This is a genomic window from Arthrobacter sp. ZGTC131 (assembly GCF_002929275.1).
Taxonomy (GTDB): domain Bacteria; phylum Actinomycetota; class Actinomycetes; order Actinomycetales; family Micrococcaceae; genus Arthrobacter.
In genome coordinates, this window is sequence record NZ_PJIK01000018.1 from 43,414 (window position 1) to 59,172 (window position 15,759).

A 15,759-nucleotide genomic window follows, 5' to 3' on the forward strand; every position below is an offset into this window, starting at 1 on the left:
GGCTGCCAATGTCAGCAGCACCTGCCCTGCGGGTTGCTGTCCTGGCGGTCGGTCCGGTCCCGCCAGAATTCCCGCTCGGTCATGGGCTGCGCCCGGTGACCGGAGGCGGCATGGTGCTCCAGATATTTCCGGTAGGCGTCCGCCCCCATCACGCCGCCGAGGTACCGGGCGAAGCCCCGGAACCCTTCGACTAAGGTGCTCATGGCCGTCTCCGCATCAGTGGTGGGCGGACTCTTCGAGCCGCGACTCGGCAGGGAGTTTGTTCCATTCGGCCATGAGTTCCCGCTCGGCCGGCGTGGGAACCAACCCGGCGGGAGCGTAGCCCCTGGACGCCACGGGCGGGTCCTCATGGTCCTGGTGGGCAACGCCGGCAGCCTCGTTGCGGAACGCCTTTACGGTGGCGATCAGCGCCGTGATGATGACGATGATGCTCAGCACCACGAAGATCACCGACAGCCACCCCTGGATCATGGTGTTTCGGACCACGGCCTCCATGGCGGCCACGGTCTTTGCGGTGCCGAATTCCGCTTTGCCGTCCGCCAGTGCCCTGGAGAAGGCGGCGTTGTTGGCGAAGTAGCCAACGGCCGGGACAGGGGAGAAGATCTTGTGGAAGCTGGCGGTGATAGTCACAACAGCGGCAAATGCCAGCGGAAGCGCCACAATCCACAGGTATTTGAAGGAGCCCCGCTTCGCCGCGATGGCCATGCAGACCGAAAGGGCAATGGCAGCAAGCAACTGGTTGGCGATGCCGAACAGCGGGAACAGTGTGTTGATGCCGCCCAGGGGGTCGGTGACGCCCATCAGCAGCACCGCACCCCAGGCTCCGACCATGACAGCCGTGCAGAGCCACGCTCCCGGGCGCCAGGAGTGTTCCTTGAACTTGGGGACGAAGTTGCCGATCGAGTCCTGCAGCATGAAGCGGGCCACGCGGGTGCCGGCGTCCACTGCGGTCAGGATGAATAGAGCCTCGAACATGATGGCGAAGTGGTACCAGAACGCCATCATGGCCGTGCCGCCGATGAACTGCTGCATGATGTGCGCGAGCCCCACAGCCAGCGTCGGCGCACCGCCGGTACGGGACACAATGCTTTCCTCGCCGACATTGACCGCCGTCTGCGACAGAAGCTCCGGCGTGAGGTTCACACCGGCAAGACCCAGGCTGTTGACCCAGGTAGCGGCCGTTTCCACGGTGCCACCAGTGACGGCCGCCGGGGAGTTCATGGCGAAGTACAGTCCGCGGTCGATCGAGATGGCTGCGACCAGGGCCATGATGGCCACGAAGGACTCCATCAGCATTCCGCCGTAGCCGATGAGGCGGGTCTGGCGTTCCTTTTCGATCAGTTTCGGTGTGGTGCCGGAGGAGATCAGTGCGTGGAAGCCGGACAGCGCGCCGCAGGCGATGGTGACGAACAGGAACGGGAACAGGGCCCCGGGGAACACTGGCCCGTTTTCCCGGCTGGCAAACTCGCTGAAGGCCGGGACGGTGATTTCGGGGCGGACCACGATGATGGCCAGCGCCAGCATGACGATGACGCCGATCTTCATGAACGTGGAGAGGTAGTCCCGGGGAGCCAACAGGAGCCACACGGGAAGGATCGCGGCGATGAAGCCATAGACGATGAGGCCCCACGCGATGGTGACCTTGTCCAGGTGGAAGAAGGCCGCACCCCACTCGGTCTCCGCGACGATCCCGCCGCCGATGATGGCGGCCATGAGCAGGACGAAGCCGATGAGTGAAACTTCCAAGACCTTGCCGGGCCGGATGAAGCGCAGGTACACGCCCATAAAGAGCGCGATCGGGATGGTCATGCCCACGGAGAAGACGCCCCATGGGCTTTCACCGAGGGCGTTGACGACGACGAGCGCCAGGATCGCGACGATGATCACCATGATGAGCAGCGTGGCGATGAGGGCGGCCGTGCCGCCGAGGACGCCGAGTTCCTCGCGGGCCATCTGGCCCAGCGAGCGGCCTCCGCGCCGCATGGAGAAGAACAGGACCAGGTAGTCCTGGACGGCTCCGGCAAGTACGACGCCGATGATGATCCAGATAGTGCCCGGCAGGTAGCCCATCTGGGCCGCGATGACGGGTCCCACGAGAGGACCGGCACCTGCGATGGCGGCAAAGTGGTGGCCGAACAGGACGTTGCGGTCCGTGCGGACGTAGTCTTTACCGTCTGCCTTGTATTCGGCTGGGGTGGCACGGCGGTCGTTGGGCCTGGTGATATAGCGTTCGATCACCTTCGAGTAGAAGCGGTAGCCGATGAGGTAGGTACACACCGAGGCAAACACGAACCAGATCGCGTTCACCGTTTCACCCCGGATGATCGCGAGCATGAACCAGGCAACGCCGCCGAGCAGCGCTATCGCCGCCCAGATCGCAATCTTCGTGGGCGTCCACTTTTTCTCTTCCGCTTCACGGACGGCATCGTCCACGGCGGTCGGCGGCAGCGATGGATCCGGCGTCAGTTCCAGATCCTCGTCCGTCGTCCGAGCCCTGCCGCCAGGCATGCTGCTCATGTCTCCTCCTCGAGATAAAAAATTGTGATAACCCTCTCAAGCGCACCCTACCAATGGGCGCCAACAATCGGTACGCACAATTGCAAGGTGCCGCCGGACGAAGCGCTAAGCGGTGCAGCCGAGGCGGTGAACGGGGGCTGTTGGCGCCGCTGGACGTCATGGTTCAACGCCGTGTCTCCGCGTTGAGCAAGGCGGACTCTTCCGTGACCCCGTTGGCCGTCTTGCGTGCTGCACCCTGGGTTCCGGCCGCCGAGAGCTGGACCATCCGGGCCTCGCAGAGATCCAGCCAGCGGACCTCCGCCTCGGTCTGGAATATGAGCGAATCCAGCACCAGCAGCCAGGCCGTGTCTCCCGGGCGCTGGCTGGCGGCTGTATCGCGCCGGGACTTCGTGTAATCCTGCAGGGCCCGCATGGACGCCACGCGCTGGGCCTGGATGATGGCGGCCACGTCCACGCCGGGCAGCGTGATGGCCAGCGCCAGCTTGATGGCGAGCTCGTTCCGCGGCGGATTGCTCCGCTCCACCGGCGAGGCGAACCAGCCCCGGACCTCGGCCTTGCCGGCGGCCGTAATGCTGTAGACCACGTGGCCTTCGCCGTCGCCGCCGTCGTTGCTGACGAGGCCGTCGCGTTCGAGGCGGTCCAGGGTGGTGTAGACCTGCCCGATGTTCAGCGGCCAGGTGGACCCGGTGCGGTCCTCGAATTCGACCCGGAGCTGGTAGCCGTAACGCGGCTGGTCCTGCAACAGGGCGAGGAGGCTGTGGCGGATGGACATCTTGCTCCTTGGCTAGGAAGGCCGCGGCACGCCCAGGCCCCTGTGCATACCGCGTATGGGCCGAGCCTAATCGGACCGTAAGGGTCAGGGCAATACCGGGTATGCATAAGGTGCAGTCGGTGCCGCTGGCGCCGGCGCCCGCCGGCTACATGACCAGCAGGATCTTGCCCACGTGGTCGCCGGTGTCGAAGTACTCATGGGCTGCCCGGACCTGGTCCAGCGGAAACGTCTTTGCCACGAGGGGGTGGATCCGCCCGTCCGCGATAAGGGGCCAGACGGACTCCCGTACGGCCGTCATGATCACGCCCTTCTCTTCGACCGGCCTCGGCCTGAGAGCTGTGGCGACGACGGCGGCGCGTTTCCGCAGCAGCTGTCCCAGATCCAGTTCGCCTTTGGCTCCGCCCTGCAGGCCGATGACGATGAGGCGGCCGTAGTCTGCGAGGGCATCGACATTCTGCTGCAGGTACTTGGCGCCAACGACGTCCAGGATCACGTCCGCACCCTTGCCGCCGTTTTGGGTCCGGAGGCTTTCGGCAAAATTCTCCTCGGCATAGTTAATGGCGATGTCGGCCCCGAGGAAGGCTTTGGCGGTGCTGACCTTCTCGTCGGTACCGGCCGTTGCGGCGACAGTGGCGCCGATGGCCTTCGCGAACTGGATGGCCATGGTGCCGATGCCGCCGGTGGCGCCGTGAATCAGGACGGTCTCGCCGGCCTGCAGCTGCGCGGTCATGATCAGGTTCGAGTACACAGTCGCGGACACTTCCGGGAGGGCCGCTGCGGTAACCAGGTCGACGCCGTCGGGAATCCTCACCACCTGCTCGGAGCGGACCGCGACCTGCTGCGCGTAGCCGCCGCCCGCCAGCAAGGCCACCACCTTGTCTCCGATGGAAAACGGTTTGGTGACTCCCGGACCGAATCCGGCGATGCGGCCGGAAACTTCCAGGCCCGGAATGTCCGAGGCGCCGGGAGGCGGCGGGTAGAAGCCTTTCCGCTGCTGCACGTCGGCGCGGTTGAGGCCAGCGGCCACGACGTCGATCAGGACCTCGCCCTCGCCCGGAACCGGGGCGGGCACGTCGCGGACTTCCAGCTTTTCGGGCCCGCCCGGCTCCGAGATGTAGACGGCTTTCATGGAGAACTCCCGATTTCCTAGCTGATTACTGCCCCAAAATTAGTGTGCACCGGCAGCAACCGCCACACAGCGGTTTTTGTTGCAGCCAACTGCCTATGAAACACTACTAGTTAGGGAAGGTTGTCCGAGCGGCCGAAGGAGCTGGTCTTGAAAACCAGTGTGCGGTAACCCCGTACCAAGAGTTCGAATCTCTTACCTTCCGCGCAGTGCAGTCAGAGCACAAAGTAGGGCCGGTTTGGGCCAATCGAAAGGTTGGTCCGGCCGGCCCTTCTGCGTAGGCAAGTAGACCCGCAGCCGGCTGCTCCAAAAGCAGGTAGACCGAGTACCTGCTCAGCAGAAAACGAGTACGCGCCACGCATGCGCAGACCCCTGCCGAGGGCGTTCACTGGAATCAGCATTACTCCTTCCTCCGAAAGCGGGAAAGAGCCTCAGCATCGCAGCGATTTGGGGGAGGTTCGCCGTCATGAGTAGATCTGACAAGCAGAGCCTGAGGTACTCGGATTACTACTGGTGCATGTCCCTGAAAGACTTCATTGAGTGGGTCGAAGCGGACGACGACCAGGAACCGGCAACGTCGTATTCGGACCAGCGCTGACGCCTGACCATTGAAACTGTCACACCCCCGGCATAGTGTCGATCCTGTCTCCATGACCGCCACGACGTGCAGAAACTTCTCTGCGCACCACACCAGGAGCTGATCATGCCTACACCTGACATCACGCCCGGCGCACCATGCTGGATTGACCTCATGACCTCCGATCCCGATCAAGCCAAGCGCTTCTATGCCGAACTGTTCGGCTGGGAATTCCAGACCGGGGACCAGGAAAAATACGGCGGCTACATCACGGCTGCCAAGAACGGCAAGTCCGTTGCGGGAATCATGCAGAAGCAGGAAGACCAGGCAGGCATGCCGGACATGTGGTCCACCTACCTGCGCACCGATGATGCCGCCGCCACGGCCGCCGCGGTCACGGCCAACGGCGGCCAGGTCTACATGGAGCCCATGGATATTCCGGAACAGGGCCACATGGCATTCTTCGGAGATGCCTCCGGTGCCGCGATCGGCGTCTGGCAGCCGCGTGAAATGCGCGGCTACGAGCTTGTCGCCGAACCCGGCACACCTGCCTGGCACGAGCTTCACACCAAGGACTACGCAACTGCCGTGAAGTTCTATGAGGACGTCTTCGGATGGGACACCGAGGTCATGAGTGATACGCCCGAGTTCCGCTACACCACCCTGGGCGCTGGCCGGGAGGCGAAGGCCGGCATCATGGATGCGTCCGGCTATCTTCCCGCCGAGGTCCCGTCCAACTGGCAGATCTACTTCGCCGTGGAGGACACCGACGCGTCCATCGAGCAGGCCGTTGGCATGGGTGCAACCCTCGTGGACGGACCGGACGATACGCCCTTCGGACGGCTGGCCACCCTGGCTGATCCCACCGGCGCCATGTTCAAGATCATCCAGGACACCGGCCAGGGCGCTGAGGCCCAGTCCGATGCCGTGGCTGAACAGTCGGCCGAGGCCGTCGCGCAGCCCACCGCAGGCGCACAGACCGCGGGCGCCTGAGATCGCCGGGGCGTGAGCCCTTCCGCCCCAAAGTAAATTCACCGAACACATACCGGCCGGTCGCTTCCCTGGAAGCTACCGGCCGGTAGTCTTTGTGCTGGCCGGGAGCGGGCGTTCCCCTGGGGAGCGTTCCGCCACATGCACGCACCATCAACCTTGCGTTCATCCAGCCCTGCTGTGATGTGCCGGAAACCGCTTCACCACAACGCGGAGCCGGCACTTCTGTTGGTTCTACCCCGTCAATTCCATCGGGTCCCTTACCAGGGACACCTTAGTGAAAGCCAGAGCGGATGCACCGTACACCTTGGAAATTCACGCTGGGCGCAGCCTTGTCCGCGGGGCTCATTGCCCCGCTGATGGCTGTCCCCGCCGTTGCAGTGGAGGTCTCGCCGGCCGCTGCAGGATCATCACCCGTCATCATCAACGAGGCCTACGTCAACGGCGGCAGCACCGGGGCTGCCTACAAGAACAAATTCATCGAGCTCTACAACGCTTCCGAAGCCGCGGTGTCACTGGACGGCTGGTCCCTCCAGTACCGCTCCAGCGGAGGCACGGGTGTTCCGAGCACCGTCACCCCGCTGACGGGCACCGTTCCCGCCCGGGGCTATTACCTGCTCAAGGGCGGCAGCAACGGAACTTCGGGCCTGGACCTCCCCGCTGCCGACGTCGTGGCCACCGGATTCAACCCCGCCGCAGGGGGCGGAACAGTCGTCCTCGCCACACAGCCCACGGCAATCAACCCCCTTGCCACCGGCTCGGTCGTTGAGCCGGAAAATGTGGCCGATCTCCTCGGCTATGGTTCCTCCAACACCTTTGAAACGCAGGCTTCCACCGCACCGGCGGGCACCGGGGACGTGAAGAGCCTTAACCGCAGCAACGGCGCGGACAGCAACAACAACTCCGCGGACTTCACGCTCGGCGCCGGCATCACGCCGAAGGCGGCCAATGGCACCGGAAACCCCGGCCCGGTGGAGCCCGGGCCGGTGGATCCGGGGCCGGTGGATCCGGGGCCGGTCACGCCGCCCGCTGTCAGGACCATCGCAGAAATCCAGGGCACTGGCTCGGCGAGCCCGCTCGCCGGATCGTCCGTCACCACGCGCGGCAAGGTCACGGCGACTTTTCCGACCGGCGGCTTTGCCGGCTTCTACCTCCAGACCGCCGGAACCGGCGGGGACCTGACGCCGGCCAACCACACGGCGTCGGACGCTGTCTTCGTCTACTCGCCGTCCACGGTCAGCTCTGTTCAAATCGGCGACTACGTCGAAATCACGGGCACCGTCTCGGAATTCTTTAACATGACCCAGGTAACCGTTGCGGCCGCCGCAGACCTGAAAAAGCTCACCGAGGCGGGGCCGGAGGTCAAGGCCACCGGCTTTGCCCTTCCGGCCGGCGAAGCCTTCCGCGAATCCCTCGAGGCGATGCTGCTGGCACCGCAGGGGCCCGTGACGGTCACCGACAACTATGCGCTGAACCAGTACGGCGAGGTCGGCCTGGCCGGCGGAACTACACCGCTGGAACAGCCCACCGCCGTCGCTGCCTACGGCTCCGCCGAATACGCGGCCACTGTTGCTGATAATGCCGCCCGCGCCATCAAGCTCGACGACGGCGCCAGCACCAACTTCCTCAAGGACGCCGCGTCCAAGGCCCAGCCGCTGCCCTACCTGACCGTCTCGGATCACGTCCGCGTGGGTTCTCCGGTGACCTTCAAGACCAACGTGGTGCTCGGCTTCGCCAACAACGCCTGGAAGTTCCAGCCACTGACCCACCTGAGGCCAGCCAACGCGGACACCGTCCAGCCCGCAAGCTTCGGCCCTACCCGTGGGGCTGCCCCGGCGGCTGTGGGAGGCAACCTGAAGCTGGCCTCGTTCAATGTGCTGAACTACTTTCCGACCACCGGGGACCAGATCCCCGGCTGCACCTTCTACACGGACCGCGACGGTAACCCGATTACCGTCAAGGACGGGTGCAACGTCCGGGGCGCCGCGAACGCCGCGAACCTCCAGCGCCAGCAGGACAAGATCGTCGCGGCCATCACCAAAACCGGCGCCGACGTGGTCTCCCTCATGGAGGTTGAAAACTCGGCCCAGTTTGGCAAGAACCGCGACGACGCCCTGGCCAAGCTGGTGGAGGCGCTGAACATAGCCACCCCGGGTATCTGGGACTATGTCCGCACCCCCGCCAACGCTCCCCCGCTGGCGGACGAGGACATGATCCGCACGGCATTCATCTTCAAGAAGGCCGCAGCGGAACCGGTCGGCGAATCCATGATTCACAACGACACCGCGGCCTTTGCCGCTGCCCGGAAGCCGCTGGCCCAGGTCTTCAAGCCGGCGGGCGCCGCAGATGACAAGAAGTTCATCGCGATCGCCAACCACTTCAAGTCCAAGGGGTCGGCAGCGACTCCTGATGACGCTGACAAGGGCCAGGGCGCCTCCAACATGGCCCGCACGGCGCAGGCCAAGTCCCTGCTGGCCTTCGCCGACGGACTGAAAACGTCCAAGGGCACGGACAAGGTCTTCCTGATGGGCGACTTCAATGCCTACGCCAAAGAAGATCCCATGAACGTCCTCGCCGCAGCCGGTTACGTGAACCAGGACGGGAAAGCCAGGAACGCCGACGGCAGCGCCAAGCACTCGTATCTCTTCGGCGGGCTGGTGGGTTCACTGGACCACATCCTGGCCTCCCCGGCCGCCGATGCAGTGGTGACGGGAGCCGACATCTGGAACATCAACTCCGTGGAGTCAGTGGCGCTGGAATACAGCAGGTATAACAACAATGTGACCAACTACTATGTTCCGGACCCGTACCGGGCCAGCGACCACGACCCCGTGGTGGTGGGCCTGGACCTGCCTGCCGCACCTGTCACACCGGCCACCGTGGACTTGAACTTCCTCGGCATCAACGACTTCCACGGCCGCATCGACACCAACACGGTGCTGTTCGCCGGAACCATCGAGAAGTTGCGCGCCGCCGCCGCGCCCGGGGCCACCGCCTTCCTCTCCGCTGGTGACAACATCGGGGCCTCGCTGTTCGCGTCCTCCGTCGCCAGGGACCAGCCCACCATCGACGTCCTGAACACGCTGGAGCTGAAGGCCTCCGCAGTGGGCAACCACGAGTTCGACGGCGGCTGGGCCGACTTGCGCGACCGCATCGCTGCTGGCGGCAGCAACGCAAAGTTCCCCTACCTCGGCGCCAACGTCTACAAGAAGGGCACCTCGGAACCCGCTCTTCCGGAGTTCACCGTCCTCGAGATGAGCGGCATCAAGGTGGCCGTCATCGGCACCGTGACGCAGGAAGTGCCGTCCCTCGTCACTCCTGCCGGGATCACTGATCTTGAGTTCGGCGACCCCGTCGACGCCATCAACCGCGTCGCGGCCAGAATCAAGGCTGAGCACCTGGCCGACGTCATCGTCGTGGAAAACCACGACGGCGCCGGGTCCGGAACGCCGGACGGCGCCACTTTGGAGCAGGAGGTCGCAGCCGGCGGCCCCTTCGCCAAGCTGGTGACAGCAACGTCCGCCGATGTGGACGCCATCTTCAACGGCCACACGCACAAGGAATACGCCTGGGACGCACCGGTTCCCGGTGTTCCGGGCAAGACCCGCCCCATTGTGCAGACCGGTAACTACGGCGAGAACATCGGCCAGATCCAGCTGACCGTCGACACCAGGACGAAGGCCGTCACCGGCTACAAGGCGGGCAACGTCCGGCGCACCACGGACGCCGCCGCGGACCTCGTGGCGGCCTATCCGAGGGTCGCCGCCGTCGATGCGATCGTCAAGGAGGCTCTCGCAGAGGCCGCGGAAATCGGCAACCAGCCGGTGGGCAAAGTGACCGCCGATATCACCACGGCCTTCACCCCCGCCACGGACACCACTCCGGCGAAGCGGGACGACCGCGCCAGCGAGTCCACCCTGGGCAACCTCGTGGCGGACTCCCTCGTGGATGCGCTCAAGGCGCCGGAACTGGGCGGGGCCGAAATCGGCGTCGTCAATCCCGGCGGCCTGCGCAACGAGCTGTACTTCGCACCCGACGGCACCATCACGTACGCCGAAGCCAATTCGGTCCTGCCGTTCGTGAACAACCTGTGGACCACATCCCTCAGCGGCGCACAGTTCAAGACGCTCCTGGAGCAGCAGTGGCAGACCAACGCCGACGGCAGCGTCCCCAGCCGCGCGTACCAGCAGCTGGGCCTGTCCAAGAACGTCAACTACACCTACGACGCCGCCCGCGCCGCGGGAGACCGCATCACGGCGATCCGGGTGAACGGCGAACCGGTTGATCCGGCCAAGTCCTACCGGATCGGCACGTTCAGCTTCCTGGCCACCGGCGGTGACAACTTCCGGATCTTCAAGGACGGCGCCGGCACCAAGGACTCAGGCCTCGTGGACCGCGACGCCTGGATCAAATACTTGAAGGACCACAATCCGGTGTCCCCGGACTTTGCCCGGCGCACCGTGTCCGTGGTCAACACGACGCCGGCGGCGGTCAAGGGCGGCGACGCCATGACGCTCGGAGTCTCGAAGCTGGATCTGACCTCGCTGGGCAGCCCGGCCAACAAGTCGTTGACTGCGGTGTTCACGGACGCTGACGGCACGTCCACCCCGCTGGGCACGGTTGCCGTGGCTTCCGGGGCCGCCACAGTAAACCTCCCGGTGCCGGCCCAGGCCGCCGCCGGGGCGGGCACGCTGACGCTCACCGCGGCCGAGTCGGGGACAGTGGTCAAAGCCGCCGTTCAGGTCGTTGCAGACGGGCCGGTCCCGCCGTTATGCACGGAGCCCGTTCCGCCCGCCAAGTGGTACGACGTCGCCGGCTGGATCCGGTACGCCGTCGCGTGGAGCGAGTACCGGAAATGCCTGAGAGGCTAGTCTCCGTCCCCAAATAGGAATGCTCCCCCGCTGCTGGCCCAGGTCATGCAGCAGGGGAGCATTCCTGTTTCCGCTCCTGGCGCGGAGCCAGCGGGTTCTGATTCGGACGGCAGGAAGTGACAGAGGGTCCCGGCGCGTCCGGTAGGAAGCGGGAGAGGGTTGGCTCAGGCGCCGAGGATGGCGCGGGCGATCTCGTCCGCGTCGCGCAGGGTTCGCTGGCCGCTCGCGTAGACGGGTCCGGCCTGCTGGACGGCTTCGGCCGCAATGGCCGTCCCCCACTGCGCGGCCGAGAGCTGCAGGCCCAGCACGAAAAGGCGTTCGGCGACGTCGCCGTTGGCGGCCACAGGGCGGTAGGGATGTGGGCTGACGTCCAGCCCCGAGGCCTGCACCGGAGTACCCTCGACCGTCATCATGGTCCGCGGGCGCACCAGACCGTCCGCCAGCAGCTGCTCCAGCAGTGGCGACTCGTTAACGGCCACGCGGTTGGCCGGCGCCAGGGCCTCGACCATGGTCCGCGCCTCCGCGGCGCCGTCGTGGACCCACGGCGAGGCCGCCGTGAAGACGCCCTTGCCCCGGTCCAACCTGAACTTGGGGTCCGGCCCCACGAAGCTGACCACGCCGGCGCGGGCGAGCGCCGCCAGCTGCTCCGCCCGGAGCGCCGGCGGGCCGCTGGCCAGGCCTTCCACGAACGACTCAAACCAGCCACGCAGCCCGGCGACCCACGACTCGTCGGTGATGCCGCCGTCGGCCACCACTGATTTCAGCACGGCGCGTCCGTGGTGCAGCGCGCCGATGGCCATCTTGACGGGGTCGTCCTCGCCCAGCGCCGAACGGCGGGCGTCGTCGAGAAGATAGTCGACGACGGCGGCGTCCAGCTCCGCCCGGGACCCGAAGGACCGGCCGGCCAGCGGCGCCGCGAGGCTGCGCAGGTCCAGCCTGTTGGCGGGGGGAACATGCCCGGCAATGACGGCGTTGAAGTCGTCTTCCCACCTGCCCGTGCTGTGCGCGTGCGGGTGAAGGGCCTCATCGAGCTCATCCAGGAACGTCGCCGGATCCTGCACCACGCCGGGCTGCGAGCGCACCAGCGTGGTGTAGTAGGCCCAGAGCGCGTCACGGTGCAGGAGGGGCCAGAGATCGTGGTCGAAGGCCGGGATGATTCCCGCCGCCGCAAACCGCTTCAGGGCGCCCTCCGTGCAGTACCTCAACGTGACCAACGCCGGATAGTAGCCGTCGAGGGTGGCCTTGGAACGGTACGGGGTTCCGCGCCGGGACGCCGCGATAATCAGCGGTTCCTGGCCCGAGGGCAGGTACTCCAGGGTGTCGCCGGCGTCCACGAATTTCCCGCCGCGGCCCTCCGTGAGCTGGCCCATGACATCGAAAAAGTTCAGCCCCATCCCGCGGACCAGCACCGGTTCCTGCGCGGGGATGACAGACCAGTCGACGTCGGCAGGGACGGCAGGCGGAAGGTAGCGGAGGCCCAGCTGGCCGGCCGCCGCCTGCAGCTGGCGCTGCTCGGGGCTGAGGCGGGACGCCAGGTGGCCCAGTGCGAGCACCACTGAATCCACGGCGAGGGTAGCGCCGCCGGCCAGCACGACGTCGAACGTGCCGTCCGGCGCCGGGCGCACTGCGGTGGCCGACGATTCGTGGACCGCGACGGTGACGCCGTCGGGCAGTGCGGCCAGCAGCTCCTCGAACGTGGAGCGCAGGTACCGGCCGTAGAGCGCGCGGCTGGGGAAGTCGCGGGACCCCAGCACCGCGAGCTCCGCGCGTTCATCCTCGGTCAGCGACGGGAGGGGGTCGTGCTGCTGGCGGGCCCGCCAGCGGTCGAACGTGGTGCCGGCCACCGGGGCGGCGAGGCTGGGGTCCTCCGGGATGAGTGTGGGGTAAAACGACTGGGTGTTCATCAGGTACAGCCGCGACTGGCCGGGCTGCCAGACGTGGCCCGGGCCGGCGGGGTAGGGATCGATCACATCGATGTGCAGCCTGGGCGCCGCCTCAGCGCTTCCGGGGACCGAAGGAGCAGCCGGGTCGGACCCGGACGGACCTGCGGCGGCCCAGTTGGCGAGAAGCCGTTCCAGCACGCTGGCACCCCTGGGACCGGCGCCTATCAGTGCCGTTCGGATGCTTTGCGTTGTGACCACGGCATCCAGAGTATCGGCATGTGACTTGCTAGCTGAGCCGGGATGTTGTTTGGATGGGGCGATGACCACCACCGCAGCTGATTCCGCCCCCGCGTCCGGCGCCGTTCCCCCCGGAGCCGCGCCGGAGCCCACCGACGAAAACATCTGGCTTGAGGACATCTACGGTGAGCAGCAGCTGGCCTGGGTCCGTGAGCAGAATGCCCGCACCGAGGATCTGCTGGAGGACGCGGACTATGCGCGCCTCGAAGGGGAGATCCTTGAGGTGCTCGATTCGACGGACAAGATCGCCATGGTGAACAAGCGCGGCGACTGGTACTACAACTTCTGGAAGGACGGGCAGAACCCGAAGGGACTGTGGCGCCGGACCAGCTGGGAAAGCTACTGCAACGACGCCCCCGAATGGGAGGTGCTGCTCGACGTCGACGCGCTCGCCGCCGCGGAGGGCGAGGAATGGGTCTTCCACGGGGCGAACTTCCTCCGTCCCGAGCCTGGCCAGCCCTACCGGCGCGCCCTCGTGGCGCTCTCCCCCGACGGCGGCGACGCCAACCGCTACCGCGAGTTCGACGTCGAGTCCCTCAGTTTCGTGGACGCCGCCGCCGGCGGCTTTGACCTGCCGACGGCGAAGGGCAACGCCTCGTGGCTGGACGCGGACACGCTGCTGATCGCCAGTACCGCCGAAGATTTGCCCCGGACGGCGTCCTCCTACGCACGCACCGGCGTGAAGCTGCGCCGGGGCCAGTCGCTGGCCGATGCACCCCGGATCTTCGAGATCCCCGAGGACCACATGATGGCCATCGTGGCCCACGACTCCACGCCCGGGTTTGAACGGACGTTCGCGGTGGACTGGATCGACTTCTTCAACCGGAGCACGTCGGTGCTCCGGGACGGTTCCTGGGTGGCCATCGATGTGCCCACGGATGTCAACCTCAGCGCGCACCGGGACTGGCTGCTCTTCCGCCCGCAGTCCGAGTGGACAGTAGACGGCACCAGCTATCCGGCCGGCTCGCTCCTGGCCGCGGACTTCGAGGGCTTCCTTGCCGGTGAGCGCGGGCTGACGGTTCTGTTCACCCCGGACGAGCACACCTCCCTGCAGTCCTGGAGCTGGACACGGAACTTCCTGCTGCTGAACCTGCTGCGGGACGTCTCCTCGGAAATCCGGGTGCTGGATCCTGCGCAGCCCGGTTCGGAGGACAGCTCGGGGTCCGGCGCGTGGGCCTCCACCCTGCTCGACGCCTGCCCGCCGCTGCACGACGTCAACGCCTTTGCGGTGGACGACGAAGATGAGGCGGACGGCGGCTCCGACGGCGGCAGGCACTCAGCCGGACCAGCCGGGGCCGGCGACGACTTCTGGCTCGTGGCCACCGGTTTCACAACGCCCAGCACGCTGACTCGCGGCAGGCTCACGCGCCTCCCTGCCGCCGGCGCCTCCGAAGGTCCCGCCGGCGGAGGTCTCGCCCCGGGCGTGGCGAGCAGCCATGCGGTAGTCAAGACGTCGCCGTCGTTCTTCAACGAGGCCGACTACGAGGTGCAGCAGCACTTCGCAGCGTCCGAGGACGGCACGAAGGTGCCGTACTTCCAGGTCGCGGCACGCGGCCTGGTGCTCGACGGGCAAAACCCCACCCAGCTCTCCGGCTATGGCGGCTTCGAGGTATCCCGGACCCCGGCGTACAGCGGCGCCATCGGGCGGGCCTGGCTGGAGCGGCGCACCGGCGGCGATGCGGGCTCGGTAGGTGTTGCGGGCAACGGCGCCGTTTCGGGCACCGGCGGGGCGGACGGGCACCCGGCCCATAGCCGCGGCGGAGTCTACGTCGTGGCCAATATCCGCGGCGGCGGAGAGTACGGCCCGTCGTGGCACCGGGCCGCGCTGCAGGAAAAGCGCCACCGGGCCTACGAGGACTTCGCCGCGGTCGCCAGGCACCTGATCTCCCGGGGCGTCACCTCCCGGGAGCGTCTCGGCTGCGTGGGCGGCTCCAACGGCGGGCTCCTCGTGGGGAACATGCTGACGCGCTACCCCGAACTGTTCGGCGCCGTCTCATGCGGAGTGCCGCTGCTGGACATGCGCCGGTATACGAAACTCTCGGCCGGCCACTCGTGGATCGCCGAGTACGGCGACCCGGATGTTCCGGAGCACTGGGATTTCATCAGGACCTTCTCCCCGTACCACCTGCTCAAAGACGGCGTGGATTATCCGGAGACGTTCATCTGGACGGCCACCTCGGATGACCGCGTGGGCCCGGTGCAGGCCCGCAAGATGGCTGCGCGCATGCTGGCCATGGGCATCCCCAACGTGTGGTTCCACGAGGCCCTGGAGGGCGGGCATGCCGGGGCGTCGGACAACCGGCAGGCAGCCGCGCTCCAGAGCCGAAGCCAGCACTTCCTTTGGCGCTCGCTGGCGGGCGGGACTGCCTGATCCGGCCGTCCCCGCCCTGCCCGGGCTGGCACCTCCGGGCTCCGGTGCCGGCCGTTTTGCACTGAATGGCCGCTTCTGCGTATCCTTGGTTGGCTAGTAATAGCAATTGGAGACGTGCCAGAGCGGCCGAATGGGCTTCACTGCTAATGAAGTGTGGGGCACAACTCCACCGGGGGTTCAAATCCCCCCGTCTCCGCGTTTTGGCCCCGGTCCTCGGACCGGGGCCTTTTTGCGTTTCCAGATGCCTCCGTCCCCGTGTGTCCGTTCTCATGGCTCCGTCCCCGTGCATCCGTCCTCCTGCCTCCGTCCCCGCGCATCCGTCATGCCTCCGTCCGGGTCGCGGACGGTCGGCGCG

General features: G+C 66.6%; 9 protein-coding genes and 2 tRNA genes. 6 read left to right on the forward strand and 5 right to left on the reverse strand.

From position 1 onward, the window contains the following. Nucleotides 1-11: 11 nt before the first annotated feature. The 4 genes from CXQ90_RS18680 to CXQ90_RS18695 form a co-directional block, all read right to left on the reverse strand. The gene (locus CXQ90_RS18680) at nt 12-203 is read right to left on the reverse strand and encodes a YbdD/YjiX family protein (protein ID WP_104140852.1); all 192 of its coding nucleotides are present in this window, start codon (nt 201-203) and stop codon (nt 12-14) included. 13 nt (nt 204-216) lie between these two features. Beyond that, nucleotides 217-2,517 (reverse strand): carbon starvation CstA family protein, encoded by a 2,301-nt coding sequence (locus CXQ90_RS18685; RefSeq protein WP_104140853.1) that lies wholly within the window; start codon nt 2,515-2,517, stop codon nt 217-219. Nucleotides 2,518-2,680: 163 nt separating this feature from the next. Then, on the reverse strand, nt 2,681-3,289 hold the full coding sequence (locus CXQ90_RS18690; protein WP_104140854.1) for a PadR family transcriptional regulator: 609 nt from the start codon (nt 3,287-3,289) through the stop codon (nt 2,681-2,683). A 145-nt stretch (nt 3,290-3,434) separates the two neighbouring features. Continuing rightward, nucleotides 3,435-4,418 (reverse strand): NAD(P)H-quinone oxidoreductase, encoded by a 984-nt coding sequence (locus tag CXQ90_RS18695; RefSeq protein WP_104140855.1) that lies wholly within the window; start codon nt 4,416-4,418, stop codon nt 3,435-3,437. Between the two features lie 114 nt (nt 4,419-4,532). Here CXQ90_RS18695 and CXQ90_RS18700 point away from each other — a divergent pair. The 4 genes from CXQ90_RS18700 to CXQ90_RS18710 all read left to right on the forward strand — a co-directional run bounded on the left by CXQ90_RS18700 (nt 4,533) and on the right by CXQ90_RS18710 (nt 10,853). After that, nucleotides 4,533-4,620, forward strand: a tRNA-Ser gene (locus tag CXQ90_RS18700). A 261-nt stretch (nt 4,621-4,881) separates the two neighbouring features. Then, a complete protein-coding gene (locus tag CXQ90_RS23065) occupies nt 4,882-5,013 on the forward strand; it encodes a hypothetical protein (RefSeq protein WP_258064597.1) in 132 nt (43 codons plus the stop codon). Nucleotides 5,014-5,118: 105 nt separating this feature from the next. Next, nucleotides 5,119-5,985 carry a VOC family protein gene (locus CXQ90_RS18705; protein ID WP_104140856.1) on the forward strand — a complete coding sequence of 289 codons (867 nt, stop codon included), beginning with the start codon at nt 5,119-5,121 and terminating at the stop codon, nt 5,983-5,985. Nucleotides 5,986-6,275: 290 nt separating this feature from the next. Next, nucleotides 6,276-10,853 carry an ExeM/NucH family extracellular endonuclease gene (locus CXQ90_RS18710; protein ID WP_104140857.1) on the forward strand — a complete coding sequence of 1,526 codons (4,578 nt, stop codon included), beginning with the start codon at nt 6,276-6,278 and terminating at the stop codon, nt 10,851-10,853. Nucleotides 10,854-11,017: 164 nt separating this feature from the next. On the opposite strand, the gene CXQ90_RS18715 is transcribed toward CXQ90_RS18710, so the two are convergent. Continuing rightward, complete coding sequence (locus CXQ90_RS18715) at nt 11,018-12,994, reverse strand: FAD/NAD(P)-binding domain-containing protein (RefSeq protein ID WP_104140858.1); 1,977 nt, start codon at nt 12,992-12,994, stop codon at nt 11,018-11,020. A 61-nt stretch (nt 12,995-13,055) separates the two neighbouring features. On the opposite strand from CXQ90_RS18715, the gene CXQ90_RS18720 reads away from it, so the two are divergent. Further along, a complete protein-coding gene (locus CXQ90_RS18720) occupies nt 13,056-15,404 on the forward strand; it encodes a prolyl oligopeptidase family protein (protein ID WP_104140859.1) in 2,349 nt (782 codons plus the stop codon). A 108-nt stretch (nt 15,405-15,512) separates the two neighbouring features. Next, nucleotides 15,513-15,600: transfer RNA gene (locus CXQ90_RS18725), tRNA-Ser, on the forward strand. Nucleotides 15,601-15,759 lie beyond the last annotated feature (159 nt).

Coding starts and splice junctions, on each gene's coding strand:
- CXQ90_RS18680 (WP_104140852.1), bottom strand. CDS start 203: ATGAGCACCTTAGTCGAAGGGTTCCGGGGCTTCGCCCGGTACCTCGGC.
- CXQ90_RS18685 (WP_104140853.1), bottom strand. CDS start 2,517: ATGAGCAGCATGCCTGGCGGCAGGGCTCGGACGACGGACGAGGATCTG.
- CXQ90_RS18690 (WP_104140854.1), bottom strand. CDS start 3,289: ATGTCCATCCGCCACAGCCTCCTCGCCCTGTTGCAGGACCAGCCGCGT.
- CXQ90_RS18695 (WP_104140855.1), bottom strand. CDS start 4,418: ATGAAAGCCGTCTACATCTCGGAGCCGGGCGGGCCCGAAAAGCTGGAA.
- CXQ90_RS23065 (WP_258064597.1), top strand. CDS start 4,882: ATGAGTAGATCTGACAAGCAGAGCCTGAGGTACTCGGATTACTACTGG.
- CXQ90_RS18705 (WP_104140856.1), top strand. CDS start 5,119: ATGCCTACACCTGACATCACGCCCGGCGCACCATGCTGGATTGACCTC.
- CXQ90_RS18710 (WP_104140857.1), top strand. CDS start 6,276: ATGCACCGTACACCTTGGAAATTCACGCTGGGCGCAGCCTTGTCCGCG.
- CXQ90_RS18720 (WP_104140859.1), top strand. CDS start 13,056: ATGACCACCACCGCAGCTGATTCCGCCCCCGCGTCCGGCGCCGTTCCC.